General features: G+C 42.7%; 22 protein-coding genes. 4 read left to right on the top strand and 18 right to left on the bottom strand.

Annotated elements, in window-relative coordinates:
• Window positions 1-23: 23 nt before the first annotated feature.
• The 17 genes from MHH52_RS15705 to MHH52_RS15785 form a co-directional block, all read right to left on the bottom strand.
• The gene (locus MHH52_RS15705; protein ID WP_340003512.1) at window positions 24-1,064 is read right to left on the bottom strand and encodes a ThiF family adenylyltransferase; all 1,041 of its coding nucleotides are present in this window, start codon (window positions 1,062-1,064) and stop codon (window positions 24-26) included.
• A 72-nt stretch (window positions 1,065-1,136) separates the two neighbouring features.
• Window positions 1,137-2,690 (bottom strand): ABC-F family ATP-binding cassette domain-containing protein, encoded by a 1,554-nt coding sequence (locus MHH52_RS15710; protein ID WP_340003513.1) that lies wholly within the window; start codon window positions 2,688-2,690, stop codon window positions 1,137-1,139.
• Window positions 2,691-2,830: 140 nt separating this feature from the next.
• Window positions 2,831-4,330: a serine/threonine-protein kinase gene (locus MHH52_RS15715; RefSeq protein ID WP_340003514.1), complete on the bottom strand. Its 1,500-nt coding sequence runs from the start codon at window positions 4,328-4,330 to the stop codon at window positions 2,831-2,833.
• A 120-nt stretch (window positions 4,331-4,450) separates the two neighbouring features.
• On the bottom strand, window positions 4,451-5,518 hold the full coding sequence (locus MHH52_RS15720) for an SAM-dependent methyltransferase (protein WP_313640915.1): 1,068 nt from the start codon (window positions 5,516-5,518) through the stop codon (window positions 4,451-4,453).
• On the bottom strand, window positions 5,515-6,297 hold the full coding sequence (locus MHH52_RS15725) for an ATP-binding cassette domain-containing protein (RefSeq protein ID WP_340009684.1): 783 nt from the start codon (window positions 6,295-6,297) through the stop codon (window positions 5,515-5,517). The genes MHH52_RS15720 and MHH52_RS15725 overlap by 4 nt, the downstream gene beginning before the upstream one ends.
• Window positions 6,297-6,620: a thioredoxin family protein gene (locus MHH52_RS15730; protein ID WP_313640916.1), complete on the bottom strand. Its 324-nt coding sequence runs from the start codon at window positions 6,618-6,620 to the stop codon at window positions 6,297-6,299. The genes MHH52_RS15725 and MHH52_RS15730 overlap by 1 nt, the downstream gene beginning before the upstream one ends.
• Window positions 6,617-6,961, bottom strand: coding sequence for a cyclic-phosphate processing receiver domain-containing protein (locus MHH52_RS15735; RefSeq protein ID WP_340003515.1), 345 nt, complete (start codon window positions 6,959-6,961; stop codon window positions 6,617-6,619). Before MHH52_RS15735 ends, MHH52_RS15730 begins: the two co-directional genes overlap by 4 nt.
• Before the next feature lie 2 nt (window positions 6,962-6,963).
• Entirely contained in the window at window positions 6,964-7,821 is an 858-nt protein-coding gene (locus MHH52_RS15740; protein ID WP_340003516.1) for a deoxyribonuclease IV, read from the bottom strand.
• Entirely contained in the window at window positions 7,811-8,626 is an 816-nt protein-coding gene (locus tag MHH52_RS15745; RefSeq protein ID WP_340003517.1) for a DNA-formamidopyrimidine glycosylase family protein, read from the bottom strand. The genes MHH52_RS15740 and MHH52_RS15745 overlap by 11 nt, the downstream gene beginning before the upstream one ends.
• Window positions 8,627-8,673: 47 nt before the next feature.
• On the bottom strand, window positions 8,674-9,462 hold the full coding sequence (locus MHH52_RS15750) for an HAD-IIA family hydrolase (protein ID WP_340003518.1): 789 nt from the start codon (window positions 9,460-9,462) through the stop codon (window positions 8,674-8,676).
• Between the two features lie 284 nt (window positions 9,463-9,746).
• Entirely contained in the window at window positions 9,747-10,694 is a 948-nt protein-coding gene (gene rnz, locus MHH52_RS15755) for a ribonuclease Z (RefSeq protein ID WP_313640922.1), read from the bottom strand.
• 143 nt (window positions 10,695-10,837) lie between these two features.
• Entirely contained in the window at window positions 10,838-14,275 is a 3,438-nt protein-coding gene (metH, locus tag MHH52_RS15760; RefSeq protein ID WP_340003519.1) for a methionine synthase, read from the bottom strand.
• 114 nt (window positions 14,276-14,389) lie between these two features.
• Window positions 14,390-14,815 carry a FixH family protein gene (locus tag MHH52_RS15765; RefSeq protein ID WP_340003520.1) on the bottom strand — a complete coding sequence of 142 codons (426 nt, stop codon included), beginning with the start codon at window positions 14,813-14,815 and terminating at the stop codon, window positions 14,390-14,392.
• A gap of 262 nt (window positions 14,816-15,077) precedes the next feature.
• Window positions 15,078-15,863 (bottom strand): HAD-IA family hydrolase, encoded by a 786-nt coding sequence (locus tag MHH52_RS15770; RefSeq protein WP_340003521.1) that lies wholly within the window; start codon window positions 15,861-15,863, stop codon window positions 15,078-15,080.
• Between the two features lie 33 nt (window positions 15,864-15,896).
• Window positions 15,897-16,424, bottom strand: coding sequence for a hypothetical protein (locus tag MHH52_RS15775; RefSeq protein WP_340003522.1), 528 nt, complete (start codon window positions 16,422-16,424; stop codon window positions 15,897-15,899).
• A gap of 49 nt (window positions 16,425-16,473) precedes the next feature.
• Window positions 16,474-16,683, bottom strand: a complete 210-nt coding sequence (locus tag MHH52_RS15780; protein ID WP_313641135.1) for a DUF896 domain-containing protein — start codon at window positions 16,681-16,683, stop codon at window positions 16,474-16,476.
• A gap of 109 nt (window positions 16,684-16,792) precedes the next feature.
• Window positions 16,793-17,206 carry a LysM peptidoglycan-binding domain-containing protein gene (locus tag MHH52_RS15785; RefSeq protein WP_340003523.1) on the bottom strand — a complete coding sequence of 138 codons (414 nt, stop codon included), beginning with the start codon at window positions 17,204-17,206 and terminating at the stop codon, window positions 16,793-16,795.
• 295 nt (window positions 17,207-17,501) lie between these two features.
• On the opposite strand from MHH52_RS15785, the gene lexA reads away from it, so the two are divergent.
• The 4 genes from lexA to MHH52_RS15805 all read left to right on the top strand — a co-directional run bounded on the left by lexA (window position 17,502) and on the right by MHH52_RS15805 (window position 20,081).
• Window positions 17,502-18,128 carry a transcriptional repressor LexA gene (gene lexA, locus MHH52_RS15790; RefSeq protein ID WP_042188849.1) on the top strand — a complete coding sequence of 209 codons (627 nt, stop codon included), beginning with the start codon at window positions 17,502-17,504 and terminating at the stop codon, window positions 18,126-18,128.
• 272 nt (window positions 18,129-18,400) lie between these two features.
• Window positions 18,401-18,739 carry a L,D-transpeptidase gene (locus MHH52_RS15795; RefSeq protein ID WP_313641133.1) on the top strand — a complete coding sequence of 113 codons (339 nt, stop codon included), beginning with the start codon at window positions 18,401-18,403 and terminating at the stop codon, window positions 18,737-18,739.
• Window positions 18,740-18,886: 147 nt separating this feature from the next.
• A complete protein-coding gene (locus MHH52_RS15800; RefSeq protein ID WP_340003524.1) occupies window positions 18,887-19,267 on the top strand; it encodes a hypothetical protein in 381 nt (126 codons plus the stop codon).
• A gap of 235 nt (window positions 19,268-19,502) precedes the next feature.
• Window positions 19,503-20,081, top strand: a complete 579-nt coding sequence (locus MHH52_RS15805) for a hypothetical protein (protein ID WP_340003525.1) — start codon at window positions 19,503-19,505, stop codon at window positions 20,079-20,081.
• Here MHH52_RS15805 and MHH52_RS15810 read toward each other — a convergent pair whose 3' ends face one another.
• Entirely contained in the window at window positions 20,082-20,858 is a 777-nt protein-coding gene (locus MHH52_RS15810) for a methyltransferase domain-containing protein (RefSeq protein WP_340003526.1), read from the bottom strand.
• Between the last annotated feature and the right edge of the window lie 253 nt (window positions 20,859-21,111).

Below are 21,111 nucleotides of genomic sequence, written 5' to 3' on the forward strand. Positions count from 1 at the left end.
CTGAACACCTTTATTCAGCTTTCTTAACCAAAATATCGATGATAAAAGCTTCGAGCAACAGCAATATCCTTAGTCCCATGAATTAAAGCTCTACCATCAGCAAAAATAACCATCCGATAGGGCCCTTCTATAAAAGAAACCAGATAAGGGTTGCTGTCCACTCTACCGCTTCCTAATCGTGACAAGCGTTTTGCAGTTTCCTGTAAGTTAAGCTTCTGTGGTTGTGCAGGGCGGATTTGTACCGTATCCCTTCCACAAAGGACATCGCTTCGTTCTGTATTTGCTGCCGTAAGATACGGATAGATCGGATGACTCCCACAGGAAGGGCAATTTTCCTTTTTAGCAGCCTTTACTCCAATTTCTTGATGTTCGTTGCGCCACACGTCGAACGTTAACAGTTTGTTTCTTAATTGAGCCTTACGCTTCCCTAGAAGTTTCAGCGCCTCTGCAGTAGCATTAGCCGTAACTAGCTGTACAGCCTGCGGAAGAATACCGGCCGTGTCACAGGTATCGCCCCCTAGTGGTATTGTGCCTAAGAGACAATGGAGACATGGGGTTTCTCCAGGCAAAATCGTGTATGTTATTCCATAACCGCCTACACATGCGCCATAGATCCAAGGAATATTATGCTTTTGCGCCATATCATTAATAATGAGCCGAGTATCAAAATTATCCGTACCATCCATGATCAGATCAACCCCTGAAATGAGCCGTTCCAACTCTTCGGCACGAACATCTATAAGGTGGGCTTCAATAACTACCTCAGAATTAATTTGTTGAAGTCTTCTCTGCGCAGCGGCAGCCTTAGGCATACGTTCTAGCGCATCTGCCTCGGTATAGAGCTGCTGACGCTGAAGATTACTCCATTCCACATAATCTCGGTCAGCTATAATGATTCGTCCTACACCGCAACGTACCAGCGTCTCCGCAATCCCAGTACCTAGCGCTCCCGCACCAACTACCAATACACTAGACTGCGCGAGCCCTTGTTGTCCCTCTGAACCAAACGGTGCAAAACGTACCTGACGAGAATAACGTTCTTCACGCCCATCATTATGGATCATTCGATTTCCCTCCCCATATCCAAAAACCGGAGAACAGCAGTTTGACTGCTATTCTCCGGATATATGATTATTCTATACTTGTACAGCTGACCACTGCTCAACATCCCAAATTTTCGTAACCCAATCTTCATAGAAGTCAGGTTCATGGGATACCAGCAACACAGTTCCTTTGTATTCCTGTAATGCACGTTTTAGCTCAGCCTTAGCAATAACGTCAAGGTGATTCGTAGGCTCATCGAATAGAACCCAGTTGCTCTCGCGCATCAACAGCTTACAGAGACGTACCTTAGCTTGTTCGCCACCGCTAAGCATGCTAAGTGGACGAGTAATATGCTCATTTTTCAGACCACAGCGAGCCAGATGACCACGTACTTCATTCTGAGTTAGACTAGAGAATTCATTCCATACATCCTCAATAGGCGTAAGATTTGCTGCCTTCACTTCTTGTTGGAAGTACGCTGAGCTCAGATAATCCCCAAGATAGGTTTTACCGCTATACGTTGGAATTACTCCGAGAATGGTCTTCAATAGTGTCGATTTACCCACACCATTACAACCAGTGATAGCGATCTTCTCTCCACGTTCAATGGTCATGTTCAGCATAGGTAGCAACGGACGGTCGTAACCAATCTCGAAATCAATCCCTTCGAAGACTGTTTTACCGCTGGCTCGACTCTCTTTAAACTTGAAGGTCGGCTTTGCAGCTTCTTCTGGACGATCAATTCGATCCATACGATCTAACTGTTTCTCACGGCTCTTCGCCCGTCCAGATGTGGAGGCACGAGCTTTGTTACGCTGGATGAAGTCCTCTTGTTTCTTAATAAAATCCTGTTGTTTCTCATAAGCATCAATGTGTTGATTCTTATTCAACTCAGCCATATCCAAGAATTTATCATAGTTCGCAGTGTAACGTGTAAGTTTGCCGAACTCCAGGTGATAGACAACATTTACGACTTTATTCATGAACTCCGTGTCATGGGATATCAATATAAACGCATATGGATATTGCTTCAAATAGTTAGTTAACCAGTCAATATGCTCAACATCCAAATAGTTGGTAGGCTCATCGAGCAATAGTACATTCGGTTTCTCAAGCAAAAGCTTCGCCAACAGGACTTTTGTGCGCTGGCCCCCACTTAGTGAAGCGACATCACGGTCTAGGCCAATGATGGATAGGCCAAGACCATTCGCCATTTCCTCCACTTTTACATCAATAAGATAAAAATCCCCGATGTCCAGCTGTTCCTGGATGTCCCCCATTTGCTCGAGTAGCACCTCTAACTCTTCAGGGGAAGCGTCGCCCATCTGTTCAGTTATAGTCAGCATTTCCTGCTCCAGCTCTAGGAGTGGCAAGAAAGCATCTTTCAAAACATCACGGATGGTTTTACCTGGCGTTAAGATAGTATGCTGATCCAAGTAACCGTAACGAACGCGAGGCGTCCACTCTACTCTTCCACTATCCTTCAACAGTTTTCCTGTCAAAATATTCATAAGCGTCGATTTACCTACGCCATTCGCTCCTACAATTCCTACATGCTCTCCCGGTAACAATCGGAAAGAAACATTCTTAAACAACGTCCGATCCCCAAAATTGTGGGAAACGTCTTCTACACTAAGTAAACTCATAAATTCTCCGCAAGCTCCTATCTATACTTAAATAATGCATAATTCAAAACACGTATAAATATATATTTTAACACACTTTAACGCAACACTGAATTAAAAGTTAGTTGAGTGAACCGCGGAAGCATAGAGAACCACTTCATTTAGCCTTTTTTTTGAAAAAAACCACGACTTTTCCTCATATTCCGCACATCAGCTATTTTCTCAAACATTTCATGAAGCACTTCTACCAACTTTCCCTTTCGTGAGAATGGATCTTGTTGGAATGGTAGTCCATAAACTTTGCTTGTACCTATAGTGGTTTGTAGCAGTTGTGCAGATGAGCGTTCAGCGAGTGGTAACCCTATACTCCAATTCGTTTCAGGCTGCAAACCCTTACGCCTAATCCACACAAGTATATCTTCGAATCGCCAATCAGCTCCTGAGGCAATTAGAATCGGAATATCGCTATAATTGAACTCATCAAGAGCCCCTTCATATTCACCAGTGCCAAGATCCAACACTACATATTGATAGTCCCCTCTCAGCAGCTCAGTCATTTTTCCGTGAATAGGTCGTTTCCAATAATGTACTCCTTTCCACGAAAAGGCAGTTTGCTCGTCCTTCGATGGGACTGCTGAAATCTGAGAAAATAGCAAGCTGCGAAAGCGATCATAAACCGATGAATCAGGAGAAAAATCTACCCATGCTGTCGACCCCTTCTGTGCAAGTAAGCTACTTACCGCAAAGGATGTATGTGTTGTTCCAAGGCCTGAAGCTACGCCGAGCAAAGCGATAACCATCGCTTTTCGCTTTTCGAGTGGAAGTGGTAATGAAACTGCTAAACCATATCCTCTGTCCATCTCTGATTCCACACGAATCAGCGCCTGGAGAACAGCCTCTGCACTCTGATAACGCTCCTCCGGTTGATGACGTAATAAGCGTCTTATTACTGGAATAATCCGTTCTGGCATATGGTTATATAGCCGATCCTCCATCCCGGAATCCCAATGACTACATTGCCCTCCAGTTGCCATAAAGAGAATTAATGCTCCTAGCCCATATAAATCGGATACCGGCTGACTTTGACCACTTCCATATTGCTCAGGTGCCGCGAAGCCAACCGTACCAAGCTTAACCGTATCTTCGGAGATACCGCGTTTGTAGCTTCGAGCGATCCCAAAGTCAATTAACATCAGTTCTTTTTGCAGGGTCAACATAATATTTGAAGGCTTTAGATCACGATATATAATGGGTGGATGATGACCGTGCAGATATTGAAAGACTTCTAACAGCTGTTTGGCTATCTGAATGATGAATTCACTCGGCATAGGTCCGGGATTATCCTTCATTAGGTGGCTCAAGCTCACGCCTTCAATATAGTCCATGATTAAATAGGAATACCTTTCTTTATCTGGAAGGTAGAAATCGACAATACGCGGAAGGCGTGGGTGGTCTAGTGTAATTAACATATTCGCTTCTGCTTGGATGTCCGAATTCAGCTCATCTAAGCACAAGCTTTCTTTTACAGCCCATCGTTTTCCCTTTAGCCGTAAATCATCCGCCACATAAACAAGACTCATCCCCCCTGATCCAATCTGGCCTGTAATTCTGTACCTGTCATCAATAACCTGTCCTATCTTAAGTTTCGTCTCAAAATGCAATTGATCTCCCCCTTTTTGCAAAAAAAGAGAAAGCTCCCGCCATTAACGCTCAGACCGTAAAATACGGTTAGCGTTAAATAACGGGATGCTTTCCCTTAGAAATTCAAAATATGGATTGACTTAGTACTTAATCATATAAAGAGTTATCTCATCACGATTATGGAATAGCTGCTTCGCGCGCTGAATCTGCATGCGCTCCCCTTCAAACATCGCAATGATCTCCTTGATCATAGCTAGCGGTTTCTTATGCATCAGCTTTACGGTCACAATAGCTGTTCCACCTGGTGACAGGCTGTGTAGCAGTCCCGTTACAAGCTTCGCCATCAACTTGGGACTCCAGCTCATATCACATACGAGCAGATCAAATTCATTCTCACGGAACTTCACTTCTCCGGCATTTTTGCGAAGGATCTTAAGTCCAGGGTAATTACGAAGTGATTCATGCATTAACGCAGGGTCAACCGCCGTTACCTTCATTCCACGTTCCAGCAGGAAAGAGGTCCAACCGCCTGGAGAGGCGCCAATATCTAGCGCATTGCGGAAGCTGTAAAAAGGAATATCAAACTCCTTCTCTGCCTCCATTAGTTTGAACTTGGCGCGTGAGATTTGTCCGTCTTCCTTGCGAAAGCGAATCGCCCCGCCATTCCAGCTAGATAAATTATCCTCAGGACGAGAAACGCCTGCATACAAGGCATTCCCATCTGCATAGACTGAAATGACCCATGCTGGATCTTGTACTGTAAATTCTGCGCCTAAGCTCTGCAATTGCTCCTGCAGCCATTCACGAAGTTCTCCCGGACTATTCTGCCAGAATGAAGGATCACCTTTACGAACGTTCAGTGAGACCTTCTCCCCTTCAAGCTCACTGCGGCGACTTAAATACACAGCCAAACGTTGTAGAGCCTCCATATTCCCTTCATCCTGAAACTGAACAGGCTGAATATGACGCAGGAAAATAGGCAGGTTCTGTGTGAGCAGCCTCGTTACTTCCTCTGGTTCACTCTGCAATGTAGCGAAAAAGATTTCTCCCGGCAGCAACAAGGTACTCTTCACAGCACCGAATAAACGGCGAAGCTCTTCTTGCGCATAAGGCGCAAAGCCATGATTAGCTGTACAAATATATCGGGAATACACTACTTCTTCCGGAGCAGTGTGCTGCTCTTCGGTTTCTTCTCTAAAATCGTTCAAATCGTTTTGCCTCCAGGTCTAATTTTAATCCAAGGACGACCACCATCCCATTCTACATCAACAGGAACATCATAGGTGGCCAAAATCATTTCTTGTGTTAGCACTACTTCTTTCGGTCCGGATCCAGCCAACTTTCCATCGCGGATTAGCGCGACATGAGTAAATAATGGGACGATTTCTTCAACGTGGTGTGTTACATATACTACAGAAACATTACGTTGTCTCAGTTTATCTACTTCAGCCAGCATTTTTTCCCTTTCATACAAATCAAGGCCAGCACATGGCTCGTCCATAATCAATAGCTTAGGGTCAGCCATAAGACATCTTGCCAGCATGGCTTTTTTACGTTCTCCCTGTGACAAGGTCCCAAAAGGATGAAATGCCATATTGCCTAGATTCATATCTTCCAGCATGCTGATTGCTTTCTCTTTTACTTCGTTAGGGATCGTCTCGTAAAAACGCAAATAAGCGTAAGCACCTGTAGCTACGACCTCCCACACCGGATCATTTAAGGACATCTTTTCCATCAAGGAAGGACCGATATAGCCGATTTCTTTACGAACCTCACGTACATCACATTGCCCATATTTATAACCCAGCACTTCTACAGTCCCTTTGCTAGGAAACAAGTAACCTGTCATAATCTCTAGAATTGTTGTTTTACCAGAACCGTTTCGTCCCAAAATGACCCAGTTCTCACCTTCCTTAACTTCTAGCGACACATTGTCCAAGATTAAGCTTTCTTCCCTACGAAGAGATAAATGTTGTAATGAAATGATTATGATATAACACCCCTTATGTATTCCAGTACCCGCTCAACTGAAACCATTGAATAATAAATATTCGGATCATCTACCCGGTCTGCTGAAACCACTAGTAGTGCAGGTACGCTGGTTATACGATAATGTCTTACCAGATTGGGCAGCATATTCACATTTCCTGCAACCATCTTGAGTTCAGCAGGCAATAGATGGGCCGCCACTTCTAACATTCGTTCAGCAGCCTTACAAGTACCACACAATGGAGTGTGTAAGAATACTACAAGCGGTTCTCCTACGCTATTGAGTACCTCCAACAATTCCACTTCCTGCATTTCCTTCATTTCAAGTCCGTCTCCTCGGCGATATCACGAAGCTTATCAGAACTTAGGGGACCATTTACCAAAAGCATCCCCTCAGGTTTAGCCGTGTATAAGATTTCATACATTTCTCTCCGCCCCAACAGACTGGAAGTATGCAAATAGATCTCTCGGGGGTATAGTCCTTCCAGTACGATCCGTCTGGCTACTTCAGCACCAGAATAATCATCCGGCCCCATATCGTAATCCAACGATAAAATATCGACCTCGCACTCACGCAGCATTAGAAGACATTCTTCTGTTGTACGAGCCAGAGTGAAACCCTTAGGTAACTTTCTAAGATCATCCATATAGATATGAATCACAATTACGCCTCCGCTTCAAACCAACCACGCACAGTAGCAATTTCTTTTCGGTGACTGCCATCTGCACCCTTCTCGGTTTCCATGACAACAGCAGTTCTTCGTAAAAACCCGGAAGTCAAAAAGCTTTTCAGCCCCTGCTCACCAATATAACCTTGTCCGATTCCAGCATGCCTGTCACGTCTTGAGTCAAAAGGATACTTAGAATCATTAAGATGAACAGCAACAAGATGTGACCAAAATCCGAGATTCTTTCCTCGTTCTAGGAAGTCTTCCGTTCGTTCAGGATTCCAGATCCCAGAAGCATAAGCGTGACAGGTGTCCAAACAAAATCCTATTTTCTCAGGATATTGGCTGAGCTCTCGAACTTTCACGAGTTCTTCAAGCGTAATTCCTTCCATTCCATGGTTGCCCGCTTGATTCTCAATTAGGAGCTTAGCACGACCATCCCAGGACTGAAGCGTCTCATTCATACATTGTATAATATTTTGATAGCCTTGTAACGGCTCCATTCCACCAAAATGTCCAAAATGAACAACGATGCCTAATGAACCACAAGCTTCTGCAATCTCCAGATCATTTAAGAGAGACGCTACATAAACCTTTCGAGGAGTAGCATCATCTGTACCGGCCGCCATATTGATTCCATAAGGAGTGTGAGCAATCGAAGTGATCCCTTTCTCCTGGCAATAGAGAGCGCAATCCCTCGTATCTCGGACATCCACCTGTTTAAGTTTCAAACTACGTGGATTTTTCGGAAAATATTGAAAACATGTCGCACCGCTCTCCCAAGCAAATCGGGCAGCTCTCCCATATCCACCGCGAATGCTGACATGAGCCCCTATTTGGGGACTATTCGTCATGCTGACAGTCTGGGCAATAAAACACTTTGCGTCCAGACAGCTCTGTTTTGATAATCGTTCCCCCATCACGAAGACAAGGTTCGCCTTCACGATCATACACTTTACATTGATTATTATATGATCCTGTAACTGTATCCCCAGTCATAAACGGCATTTCCATGTACCCACCAATTTCAGTGGCCTCAGTCAATACTTTTTGGATGCTCTCATAAAGACGGGCTACAGATTCAGTTGATAAATTTTGAACTAGTGCAGAAGGCAACAGCCCAGCTTCAAAAGCAATCTCATCGGCGTAGCAATTCCCGACTCCAGCCATGACATGCTGATTCACAAGCAGGCTTTTGAGTGCACCTCGCCGTCCCTTTAATAATCCTGTGAATCGTTCCAGTGTCATTCGACGATCCAGCAACTCAGGTCCAAGTTTACCCATTGTGGCTTCGCTTTCCTTAACCGACAGCAAATGTAGATACCCTAAACGAAGTCCCATGAAGTAAAGGATATGATCACCAAATACGATTTCGACTTGCGTATTACGATCCGGCCGTTCTTCCTCCGAACCATAAAAAAGTAGTCCACCTAACATCAAATGTAAAAGTAATCTTCGTCCATCATGAAGGTGAAACAAAATATACTTGGCACGCCGCTCAACAAAAACAACACGTGCTTCGATTAATGCATCTCTGAAAGCGTCTGTTTCCATGTTAATTGATTTTTCTCTGTTCACGATTACATTAGATATTGGTACATTTATAATATGCTGACTCAGCAGCTTTCTATAATTCTCCATTTCCGGCAGTTCCGGCATAACTCATCGTCCCCTCTAGGTTGGTGAAGTTAATAAGATCCTAGCTATTATACACCGAGAAACGTTTTAAGTTCAGTTAAATCGGCACAAATTTCATCCGGTGTGATCCCGGTAATGTTTTTATAATGTTCTATATTTCCTGCATTCGTTAATCCGGTAAAAACAAGAACCGTACGACAGCCCGCGTTTACTCCAGCTGCTATATCCGTTCGCATATTATCACCGACAACCACTGCATATTCAGGCTCGATACCAAGAAGATCTGTCGCGAATTTGATTAGATGAGATTCCGGCTTGCCAATCACTACCGGACTCACACCACTAGCAGCCTCAATGGCTGCACCAATCGTACCTGCCCCCGGCATAACCCCATCATCTGATGGCAGCATTAAATCCGGATTGGTGAGTACAAACTTGGCCCCTCCCAGAATCCAGCGCGAAGCTTGCGAGAGCGAAGCATAAGTAAAGGAACGATCGATACCTTGCAATACATAATCAGGAGATTCTGTGACGATTCGGAGCCCAGCTTCGTCACAGGCCACACGCAGTCCCTCTTCTCCAAGTATCGCCACTGCAGCCCCAGGTGATTCCTCAGCTATGTAACGTGCAGCCGCCATAGAAGAGGTACATACCTCTTCAGCTTTCGCATCGATTCCCATTCCACATAAGTGGGCAGCAACGTTAGTCGCTGTACGCGATGAATTGTTGGTAACAAATAAAAAAGGAATGTCCGCTTCGCGCAACCCTTTAATCAGTAGATCAGCACCGGGAATCATTTTATGCCCATGGTATAATGTACCATCAAGATCAATTAGTAATCCTTTAATCTGTTCCATAATTAATCCCTCTATTTCCATAAGAAATTTAATTAATATAATAAATGAATAACGGTATTAACTAACGTTTAGCCTATGCCCTGCTTGAGTTTACAGTTGTTATTAATTCTCTTTGTTTGGAGATATTACCCGCTGGTTTTCGGCAATATTCCCAGCCATTCGTTCGACTTTCACACCGTGATTACTATAAATCTAACACACTTCGTCGAAAGAAATCGAACGAAAGTCTCATCAAGCATTTTTTAGCATAGTACTGTCATTTCCTGCGCTTTCCCGGAAAATAATCACTTCCCCAATTGCCCACTGAGTCTGCGATAAACCGGAAATGCACTGAATTCCTCAGCTAACAATGTCTCTGGGAATATGCGTTCAGCCTCCTCAAGCAAAGGAATTAACTCTTCAGACGAGCTGTAACGAGAACTGAAATGAGTCAGCAATAGCTGTCCTGCGTTGGCTTCCTTAGCTAACTCTGCAGCCTGATGTGCTGTGCTGTGATGATATTGATACGCCATTTCAGCTAGATCGTGAGCAAAAGTTGCTTCATGAACGATGAGATCTGCATTAAGGGAGAGTTCTAAAGCTCCCGAACAAGGTCTTGTATCTCCTAGGATCGTAACAATACGACCTCGTTTAGGTTCTCTGACAACGTCAGCAGCAGAGATTCGCATACCTTCATCCGTAATAACATCTTCACCCTTTTTTAATTTTCCATATAACGGTCCCGGTTTCAACCCATAACTCTTAAGCAATTCCGTATTAAGGCTTCCGGGACTATCCTTTTCCGTTACCCGGTAACCATAGCTGTCAATACGGTGCTCTAGTAGTGCGGCCTCAACTTTAAATCCATCATCCTCGAATACAGTTCCTCCAGTATGCTCAACAATCTCAATCTTGTATGGAATTCGGGATTGGCTCACAGCTAAGGATATGTCTAGATATGCTTTCAATCCAGGAGGTCCGTATACCGTTAACGGCGATGTACCTCCCTGATATCCACGGCTTGATAACAGACCTGGAAGGCCAAATAAGTGATCACCATGTAAGTGAGTAATGAATAGCTTTTCCAGCTTTCCTAGCCGAATCGGTGAGCGAAGCACCTGATGCTGAGTACCTTCCCCGCAATCGAACATCCAAATACTGCGACGTTCTTCCAGCAGTCTTAATGCAACCGAGGTTACATTGCGTTGCAAAGTTGGCACTCCTGCATTTGTACCTAAAAAATATAAGTCCATCTTTCTTCCTCCCTTCTTCTTATTGGTTGAACAATCTCTTAACTTGTCTAAACGTCATTCTTCCAGCAAAAAACCCCCCAGTTACGGGAGGTTCCGCTGAAAGGGATACAATCCCACTACAGACCGGGTGTATAACGAAAGAATTACAGCTTCTCCACATTAAAATACTGCGCTTCTGGATGGGCGAATACCATCGCCGAAACGGAAGCCTCGGGCTCCATCATAAAGCCTTCTGTAAGGTGGACACCTATATCTTCCGGAGATAACAGCTTAAACAGTGGTCCTTGATCTTCCAGATCTGGGCATGCAGGATAACCAAATGATACACGAATCCCTTGATATCTTGCTCCATGTCTTTGCTTCATGGTCATATCTGCAGGATCTGGGAAGCCCCATGTATCACGCATCATATGATGAACACGTTCGGCTAATCCTTCTGCTATTTCAAGCGCAACAGACTGTAAAGCGTGTGAGCGTAAATAATCTCCATTATCCTTAAGGACTGTAGATAATTCACGAACACCATGTCCCGCAGTTACAACAAGGAATCCAACATAGTCCATAATTCCACTGTCGACCGATTTCAAAAAGTCCGCTAGACACAGATAAGGCTCTACACCTTGTCTTGGGAAAGTAAAGGTATGCAGGATCTCGGCTGTATTCTGTGGATTATATACGATAATATCATTGCCACTTGATTGCGCAGGGAAGAATTGATACATCGCATGAGGAGTAATCGTACCCTCCAGCATCGCTTGATGTAGAATGTCATCCACTGTACCTTTCAACTCCACAGTCCGCTCATCACCAGCAGCTAATTGCGCCTCTACAGGACCTCGTAGCCCTAGATGATGGCCCAGCAGCATTTGCATATTCACATAAGGAATAATATGCCCCACTGGATAATTACGAATTACGTGGCGTTCTAAATCTGGTGGAACAAATACAGGTGCATCTGGAGAAATTTTGGAGCGTACTGCTCTAGTTAGTGTTGGAAGCTCTTGCTTAGTAGCAACTGCTACTGCCGATTCAGCTTCCACTCGAATTTCCTCGGCAATTTTCTCCCGTTCAACAGGGTTCATAAGCCGATTAGCAATATCTAGTCCATCCATAGCATCCTTAGCATACAACACTAGACCATCATATTCCGGTCGTATACGCGTTTTGGTGAACTTACGAGTCAAGGCGGCGCCACCTACCATAATCGGCACATCAATCCCAGCCGTGCGTAAGTCTTGTGCGGTCAATACCATCTGCTGTGCCGACTTTACAAGCAATCCAGACAATCCGATCGCATCAGCTTTTTCACGACGAAACGCTTCGATAATGGTCTCAGGTGGTACTTTTATACCCAAATTTATGATCTGATAACCATTGTTGGATAAGATGATCTCCACCAAGTTCTTTCCTATATCATGAACGTCACCTTTTACAGTTGCCAGCATTATTTTTCCTTTAACGGCTGTCTCATCCTTCTGCATAAATTGCTCCAAATGACCAACAGAAGCCTTCATCACTTCAGCGCTTTGCAGTACTTCAGCAACAATCAACTCATTGTTATTAAATAACCGTCCAACCTCTGACATCCCAGCCATTAGTGGGCCATTGATAATTTCCAAAGGTCCTGATTTGGTAAGAGCCTCATTAAGGTCAGGAATGAGTCCTTCTTTGGTGCCTTCAACCACATAAGAAGCTAGACGCTCTTCCAACGATAGGTTGGAAATCTTCTCTTTTTTCTCTACCTTCTTACCTCGGAAGGCGGCTACAAAAGCAGCAAGCGTATCGTCATTCGTGTTATAAATCAATTCCTCAGCAAGGTGACGATCTTCAGCAGAAATAGAAGCATAGCGCTCCACCTTCTCTGTATTCACGATCGCATAATCCAATCCAGCCTTAGTACACTCATAGAGGAATACTGAGTTCAGAACCTCACGTCCCGCTTCCGGTAATCCAAAGGAGACATTACTGATCCCTAGAATTGTATGAACACCTGGAAGGGCTTCTTTGATCAAGCGAATACCATCGATCGTTTCTTTGGCAGAGCCGATATATTGTTCATCCCCAGTTCCTACAGGGAACACTAGTGTATCGAAGATGATATCTTCTACAGCTAAACCGTACTTATTCACCAGTAGGTCATAGGAACGTTTAGCAACTTCCAGTTTATCCGTAGCCTTGATCGCTTGTCCTGACTCATCAATCGTACCTACAACGATAGCTGCGCCATACTTATGAATCAGCGGAGTGACCAGTTCGAATTTTTCTTCACCATCTTCAAGGTTAATGGAGTTAATTATAGCCTTACCTTGACAGTACTGTAACGCCAAATCAATAACCTTAGGGTCGGTTGTATCTATCATCAGAGGAACCTTAACCTTCTTCACAACTAGCTCTAGAAAAAGCTTAATATCCTCAGTCTCATCACGGTCCGGATCTTGCACGCAGACATCAATGACTTGCGCACCACTCTTCACCTGAGCACGGGCAATTTCTGAGGCTTCCTCATATTTGCCTTCGACGATAAGACGTTTAAACTTGCGAGAGCCTAGTACATTCGTACGTTCACCAACCATGTATGGACGGTTGTCGTTCTCAATATAGATGGGCTCAATACCTGAAAGTGCCGGTGGATGATTCCCTGAAAGCGGACGTGGAGGGAATTGTGAAAGTGCATCAGACATTGCGCGGATATGTTCCGGTGTCGTTCCGCAGCAACCCCCTGCAATGTTAAGCCATCCTTTTTCCGCAAACGCAGCAATCTTACGAGCAAGAGAATCGGGAGATTCATGATAATGTCCATTCTCATCTGGCAACCCAGCGTTCGGATAACAACTCACAGCCGCTGAAGAGATCGCCGAAAGCGAACGAATATGATCCCGCATGAACTCTGGACCCGTCGCACAGTTCAGACCAATAGAGATTGGCTTCAAATGTTCTAGTGAAATATAGAAAGCTTCAATGTTCTGACCGGCAAGTGTTGTGCCCATCGGTTCTATCGTTCCCGAAATCATGACCGGCAATTTGATACCCGTCTTCTCAAACGCATTACGAATTCCAATACTTCCAGCCTTAACGTTCAGAGTATCCTGAGAGGTCTCTAGCAGTAACGCATCCACTTTACCATCAATTAGTGCCACTGCCTGTTCTTCGTAGCTATCAACGAGCTCTTGGAAAGTGACGCCTCCTGTGACAGAGAGAGTCTTTGTTGTAGGACCCATCGCACCTACGACATATCGGGGACGGTCAGGCGTATCATATTTTTCAACGGCATTGCGAGCTAGCTTTGCTGCAACCAGATTAATTTCACGAGCCCGTTGCGGAATATCATATTCGGCAAGTACAACAGACGTTGCACCAAATGTATTCGTTTCTATAAGATCAGCACCTGCTTCAAGATACTGCTCATGAATCGTCTGAATTACTTCTGGACGAGTTAATACTAGCATTTCATTACAGCCGTCCAATTCTTCCCCACCAAAATCTTCACCTGTCAGAGGCACCTGTTGGATCATTGTGCCCATTGCACCATCTAGAATCAAGATCCTTTGTTGTAAGCTTTCCTCAAGTGTAAATTTAGCCAACGTCTAATCCCCCCAGTAAAACATTAGAGTAAGTTTAGCAGAATAAAGGAATTTCGGAAAGCCTTCCTTTCCACTCTGCATTATCTGTAATCATAGGAATTGCTATTCTTTTTATTATGGTTTCACAGAGAGTTCTTTATTAGGCATAGAATGCTGAGTTCTAGCAGTTACGTGTGATGTAACAATATATTGTCCTTCTTTCGCAAGTGTTCCTTCTGCTTGATAGATTCCATCACCGACTAGCTTCCCTTTAAATTCAATTTTGTGTTCACTATCATCTTTACTCACAATTTCGAACAGAACCTCTTTCGCATCATCCACTGCCAAGTTGTCTTGCGTCACCACAGCCTCAAAGGTCACCTTCTGATTTACAACAACCTCTTCAGGACTCCAATGTAACTCGACCTTGATAGGTTCCATAGACATGTTCATATTCATGTTATGTATTCCAGAATGTTTGGTTTGGTCTGATGAACATCCTCCTAGAACTAAAAGTGTTGCACCTAATAATAAAGGAACGATTGTTCTTGAAATCTTCATATAGAGTCCTCCCAGCCGATTTGAATACTAAGAATCTACCAATTCATGTTATACATTCTCCATCTATTATACACATTATTATTGGTTTTTCAGTATTTCGCATCAATTCAGCTTAACTCTTGTGACTAAAATCATATACTAGCAAATTGCATCAATCTTACTAAGCATTATTTAGATATAAAGAAAGACAGCAAGCCTCCTAGTAACCCAGGAACTCACTGCCTTCTTAAGGCTTAAATGAATGAAAGCCTTTTACTCAACTTTATAAAGATTGGACTAATGAAAGAAGCTCTCCAAGATGTTTAATTTCATAATCCGGCTGAATTTCCGGATCTGGCTGTTTGCCTTTTCTATTAATCCAAACCGTAGTCAAACCTGTTGCCAACCCACCACGAATATCCGTTGTAAGCTTATCTCCGACCATGACTCCTTGCTCAGGTGCAATATCTAAAAGCTCTAGGGCATGCAGAAAAATATCCTTATCCGGTTTTCCTTTGCCGAAGCTTCCAGAAATCACGATGTGATCAAAGAAAGGAACGATTTCAGGTACGCCATCTAATTTCTCTTGTTGCAATGCAGGGCATCCATTAGTCAATAGCAATAGCTTAACTTTTCCCTTCAGCTCTTCAAGCACCTGAATTGTTTCTTCATAGATGTAAGGCCGATTTCTACGCTCTGCTGCGAATTTGGCTGCTAATGTCTCAGCAAGAGCTTCGTCCTCTACACCAAGTGCTGCAAGACCACGACGCCATGCCTCTTTACGATATCCCGGTGCAAGCTGCTCCAATTGACGGAATTCCGGCTGTTCACCTGCAGTAAAGTTCCCCCAAAGTGCTTCAAACGGATTAATCCCAATCATTTTTGTAAAAGGGTTCGTTTCGTAGGATTCATATAGTCCTATGGCTTCTTTACGCACCGCAAGTTCCAGTTCTTGTGGATCAATCGTATCCCCAGCGGCTTCACATGCAGAACGAAATGCTTCATTGACGCTCCGATCATCCCAGAGCAGTGTATCATCAAGGTCAAATAGTACGGCGGAAATTGGCATTACAGGTCTCCCTCTCCCATGGCTGGTTAATTTCTAATCGTGAACTACTTCAATTTGGTGAGCTTTTGCGAATGCTTCCAGTCGAGTCCCCATCGCATTGGTATCATAACGATTCATAAGTCTGGTAAAAATCCATTTCGTGCGTTTGCCTTTATGCTTAATAACAACAGCTCCACGCGAAAGGATGATTTTCTCAATATCAGAAGCTGGTAGATAACGTTCACGATTGAATTTTATAGTAGATAGTCTAGCATTCTCTACCTTCAAGTACGGACGTCGGAAGAACAGAAGTGCAGCTAGTAAGTAGTACAAAACGACTCCTAGCCAGTTCATAAGCATACCATTGCCTTTGGCCTGGTCCACTGAACCAATCATCCAAAACATAGTACCAAGCACTAATAACACTACTGGAAATGCAATGTTACGGCCTTTAAAGGTTTCGCTGTTCTTACCAGGAGATTTAGATTTAGATGCGTAAATCGTTTCCTTCCCCTGTTTCTTTCTTTGCTTGTTAATTTGCTGTGTGTTGCGTTGAACCATTCTTTCCCAAGAACGGGCCATATGCGTTCCCCCTAGTCATCCAGTAATATCTATGAAAAGGAACAGGGTGTTAATGTTTAAGCCCCTTGTTACCTTGTTCATGCTCCTCATTATCGACCAATTCAATCGTATTCAATTGTGCTCGGAAGTTATTGCGAATATTCCCCAAATAAATTTCACGAAGCTTGGCGCGTTCCGCCGTTTCCTCTTGATTAAGGCCTACGCTCTTCTGTTTGCGTGCCAATTCGTTAATACGCGCGACCAACTCATCAATATTCAAAACTTTCCCTCCCCATATAAATTAATTCTAACTCTGCCATGAGAAAAAGAGCTTGTCAAGGTTTACTCCCTGCAAGCTCTTCATGTCCTCTTATTATGTTCTTAGAATATTAATAAAAAGGTAAAGTGAGAATATCTCCAGCATTAATCTGACTACCTTTAATGCCATTGGATTTTTTAATTCCTTCTATATATACAGCCGTCTTCATATCAGAAGGTTTATTCTCAAGAGCAATACTCCAAAGTGTATCTCCACGTTCAACCACTACGCGCTTCTCATCCTTCATTAAAGTAGTAGATCCTGCAAATACATTGCCTACTACTGTAAGTCCTGATAGTACGAGCACAATGATCAATGTCAGTTTAACAACAAAATCTCTCCGGAACAAACGCATTAATCGTTCAAGCAAAAGCTCTGTAATCTCTTTAATCTGAGCTGAATAACGGGGAATAGGATTATTTCCTAAAGATTCAACCACTGGGGCTTTATCGTAGATGCTACGGTATGTACTGTATTTTAACATGAATATCATCCTCCAAACACTTGTTCTTACTTTTGAAATTATAATAACACGAACATGTGTTTTGTTCAATACTATTTTAGAACAATTGTTCTCTTTTTTTCAGAGGTTGATATTTACCATATTATTCATATAAAGAACCATTCTTATCATTTAGATGAAGGAAACGTAATCAATACAAGACTACCATTTATTAACTCTTTCGAATTAATATTTATAATAGTTAGAACTTATGTTTGTGCGAACGGTAGTTCTATGTTATAATTTTCCCAAACATTACTATATGGGGTTGATTCCAATGTCAAAGATTTCAAGTCGCCAACTGGCGATCCTGGAATTTATACGTAGCGAAGTCCGCAGCAAGGGTTATCCTCCTTCCGTCCGGGAGATTGGAGAAGCTGTTGGCCTTGCTTCCAGCTCCACAGTTCACGGTCATTTGGATCGGCTAGAGAAGAAGGGACTTATCCGTCGAGATCCAACGAAGCCTCGTGCGATAGAATTGCTTGGCCAAGAGGATTCCGAGAATGTCCATCATTTCGCACAAACCGTCGCTCGCATTCCTGTCGTAGGTAAGGTTACCGCCGGGGTTCCTATCACTGCTACTGAGAATATTGAAGACTACTTCCCGCTTCCAACTCACTATGTTGGAGATAACAAAGTATTTATGTTATCGGTTCAAGGTGACAGTATGGTCGAAGCTGGGATTATGAATGGTGACTATGTAATTGTTCGCCAACAACAAACGGCTGATAACGGAGATATCGTTGTAGCTATGACCGAAGAAGATGAAGCAACCGTTAAGACCTTTTATAAAGAACGTGATCATATACGTCTTCAGCCGGAGAATCCGGCGTACGAGCCTCTTCGCCTTAATCGCGTGACCATTCTCGGCAGAGTTATCGGATTATTTCGAGATATCCACTAAGTATGCACTCCTACCAACCGAAAACGGATACCGTCCTTTAAAGGACGGTATCCGTTTCTACGAGAAGTATAAGGATAATGTATACCGTAAAATATATACTTTCTTTTATTTTTAAAATAGCTGTTCTGCAAATGCAGAACAGCTATTTTACTGTTATCTAACTCCATCAATCAAGTTCAGAACATTTGTTCCCATGGGCTAAAATGGCCATTTTTAATGAATAACCGTTTATGCGTCCTGCTCATATCCTAATTAGAAAGGAGTGTTGCACAATGCCAAATTACCGAATAATAGTTGATCTGACGCAACGTATGCTTTATCTTCTTGATAACGACATTGTGATCAGGGGCTTCCCAGTCGGAATCGGTAAAATGTTAACTCAATCACCACTCGGTGACTTCACAATTATTAACAAACAGCCTGATCCAGGCGGTCCGTTTGGGGTCTTTTGGATGGGTCTATCTAAGCCTCACTATGGGATACATGGAAATAACGATCCCGCATCCATAGGGCACGAAGTTTCCCACGGTTGTATTCGTATGTACAATGAGGATGTGTTAACACTAGCTGCGATTGTTCCGATTGGAACACGAGTAACGATCAGGAATTAAATCTATCCATAGATAAACACGCCTCAATCATAGTTCAATGGATGGGGTGTGTTTGTAATTAAGTATTTTTGATGGCGTAATAGGAATCTTGTGGTTATATGTCGAATATTGTTAACAGGATTTCAAATTGAAAGGAAGTGTTTAGTTTTGAACAACTCAAAAATTAGAACCCTCGTCGATTTTAAAGTCGATGCACTTGTTAAACTCTCCGGCTTATTGTTAAATAACGATCAAGCTAGTGGAAAAAAAGTAAACCTCCTCACCTCATTTGGCAGCATACAAGGGACGATCTCCCCTACCACCTCCAATAAAGAGGACGTTTTTGACTTAAAATCTTTGATGGATGATGTCATTGTGGACGAATACATATCCTATCTAGGCGCAGAACATCCCGATAAAAATTTCAGCTATAACTTTATAGTCCTCAATGATGTTTCTGTAAGACCCTATGCTAACTATGAATCTCCGATCGAATACAAACAGCTAATTGTTTATACCGATCAAATCACAGCCTTCAATTTCTTATGATTTTGACATATTTACATTAAAAAAGCATTAAACAAAGCACTCAAATCGCTGCTCTAATTTTGCACTCCATTTGCAGAATCGGTAGCTCTGGGTGCTTTCTTTTTTGCTTATCCTCTAATCGTTCCTATATTTCAGCGATTTTCACTTTTAACAGATACTAGTAGAGAAGATTCAGGCATATCTTTCAATAAGCAATAAATCTTGCTCTACTGAGATAACTAGGAGGTGTGATTACATGCTGATTTTCTTGATATACCTGTTTGCTATTTTAGGAGTTGTCTTAATTCTAAGTGCCGGTATTTTGGAATTGAAAAAGCTATCTACTTCTTCAGAACTTTCAAAGCTGTTAAACGCAATCTCATCTTTTAACATCATATTCAGCAAAACATTCATTCCCCCCAATCAATCTCACTTGATCGCCCTTAACGAACCTTATAAGAAAATAGCTATAGGCACCAGCAATCCGAAGACAAGCAAAAAAGCTATAGCAAAGCTATACTCCTTCGATAATGTATTGGGATCAGAGATTGTTGTTAACGCACTAACCCTTTCAAAAGTATCCAAAAGACAACAAAGCAGCAAAACAACTGCTTCAAGTGCGAATATTAATGTGCTTAATAGCGCTGACGAAGAGGCTAGTGTTATTGAGGAACTTACGCTTAAAATATATATGAACAGCAGTGAAATGCCTGTGTATAGCATCTCCTTCTTGCCAGGCTTATTGCCCATTAAACAATCTGACAATCAGTATAAAGAAGCCTACTCCCAAGTACAGCAATTGCATGCATTCTTCAGGTCGATCATATCCGAATAATTAACTGCTCTTTTCTGCAATAAGATGTGTAAAAATAGCTATGTCCTTATATGGAGATACACAGCTTAACTTAAGCTCTAGCTCCACCATTTGTTCATTCCAATCCTCATCCATTTTTATTTCATTATCTGCAATATAGCCGTAAATATTATGAATTCCGTATGTACTTCTAACCTCATAACCACAATCTGCAAGCCATTCCACTAGTTGATCTTTCGTATAGATCGAAATGTCTGTTTGAATAACGCCGCTATATTCCTGCGTATTTCCAATGCTGTCCAGAGCTCCCTGAGGGTCTTTATTTATAATGGCTTTCTTCATCACCTTGGCCACTGGATTATGAGCGATCAGAGAGAGCATTCCGTTTACACTTTGTTTTTCACTAATGGCCATTAACATTTCTTTGGGATGATCGAGATATTCAAGCACGTTGTGGCAAAAGATCCAGTCATAACTATCCGCCAACAAGTCTGTATCCTGTAGAATAGTCGTAGTATAAGCTATATTAAGTCCTTCTTTTAATGCTGAATCTTGAGCAATGGCTATCATCTCCGAAGTCGGATCTATACCGGTTACTGTATACCCTCTTTTTGCAAATTCATGACTTGTTATACCAAACCCACAGCCGATATCTAAAATCGATTGTTTCTTTTCTGATGTGAAGTGATTTTCAATTTGCCGCCAAGCAGAATGATAAAACAAACTCCCCCAAGGCATTTGGATATAATTTAAATAGGAACTCAGCGATTTTGCAAAAGCCTCCGTTGTTGATAACATCTCACCACTTCCCCTTCCTTATCATGTAACTTTATTCGCTCATAATGACAAAAAACAGTCCTATTTTAGGGGCCGCATTTTTATCACTTATTTTCAACTACGCTTTTTTTACGCTTTACTCGTGTTTTCACAACAGCAGATTTGCATGTTTTTGTTTGCACTTTTGATTTTTTCGTCTTCACGGGAGTTAGTTTCATTTTCAACTCTGTATCATCAACATATTGTAGGCTATTCGAAGCCATCACAAAATCAA

It is taken from the genome of Paenibacillus sp. FSL K6-0276 (assembly GCF_037977235.1).
Taxonomy (GTDB): domain Bacteria; phylum Bacillota; class Bacilli; order Paenibacillales; family Paenibacillaceae; genus Paenibacillus_AQ.

Excerpts from the sequence above, each read along its gene's own strand:
- rnz (WP_313640922.1), bottom strand. The coding sequence starts at position 10,694 with ATGGACTTATATTTTTTAGGTACAAATGCAGGAGTGCCAACTTTGCAA.
- MHH52_RS15805 (WP_340003525.1), top strand. The coding sequence starts at position 19,503 with ATGCTGATTTTCTTGATATACCTGTTTGCTATTTTAGGAGTTGTCTTA.
- MHH52_RS15710 (WP_340003513.1), bottom strand. The coding sequence starts at position 2,690 with ATGAGTTTACTTAGTGTAGAAGACGTTTCCCACAATTTTGGGGATCGG.
- MHH52_RS15810 (WP_340003526.1), bottom strand. The coding sequence starts at position 20,858 with ATGTTATCAACAACGGAGGCTTTTGCAAAATCGCTGAGTTCCTATTTA.
- MHH52_RS15740 (WP_340003516.1), bottom strand. The coding sequence starts at position 7,821 with ATGACGAATAGTCCCCAAATAGGGGCTCATGTCAGCATTCGCGGTGGA.
- MHH52_RS15765 (WP_340003520.1), bottom strand. The coding sequence starts at position 14,815 with ATGAAGATTTCAAGAACAATCGTTCCTTTATTATTAGGTGCAACACTT.
- MHH52_RS15785 (WP_340003523.1), bottom strand. The coding sequence starts at position 17,206 with ATGTTAAAATACAGTACATACCGTAGCATCTACGATAAAGCCCCAGTG.
- MHH52_RS15770 (WP_340003521.1), bottom strand. The coding sequence starts at position 15,863 with ATGCCAATTTCCGCCGTACTATTTGACCTTGATGATACACTGCTCTGG.
- MHH52_RS15730 (WP_313640916.1), bottom strand. The coding sequence starts at position 6,620 with ATGAAGGAAATGCAGGAAGTGGAATTGTTGGAGGTACTCAATAGCGTA.
- lexA (WP_042188849.1), top strand. The coding sequence starts at position 17,502 with ATGTCAAAGATTTCAAGTCGCCAACTGGCGATCCTGGAATTTATACGT.
- MHH52_RS15745 (WP_340003517.1), bottom strand. The coding sequence starts at position 8,626 with ATGCCGGAACTGCCGGAAATGGAGAATTATAGAAAGCTGCTGAGTCAG.
- MHH52_RS15775 (WP_340003522.1), bottom strand. The coding sequence starts at position 16,424 with ATGGCCCGTTCTTGGGAAAGAATGGTTCAACGCAACACACAGCAAATT.
- MHH52_RS15705 (WP_340003512.1), bottom strand. The coding sequence starts at position 1,064 with ATGATCCATAATGATGGGCGTGAAGAACGTTATTCTCGTCAGGTACGT.
- MHH52_RS15795 (WP_313641133.1), top strand. The coding sequence starts at position 18,401 with ATGCCAAATTACCGAATAATAGTTGATCTGACGCAACGTATGCTTTAT.
- MHH52_RS15750 (WP_340003518.1), bottom strand. The coding sequence starts at position 9,462 with ATGGAACAGATTAAAGGATTACTAATTGATCTTGATGGTACATTATAC.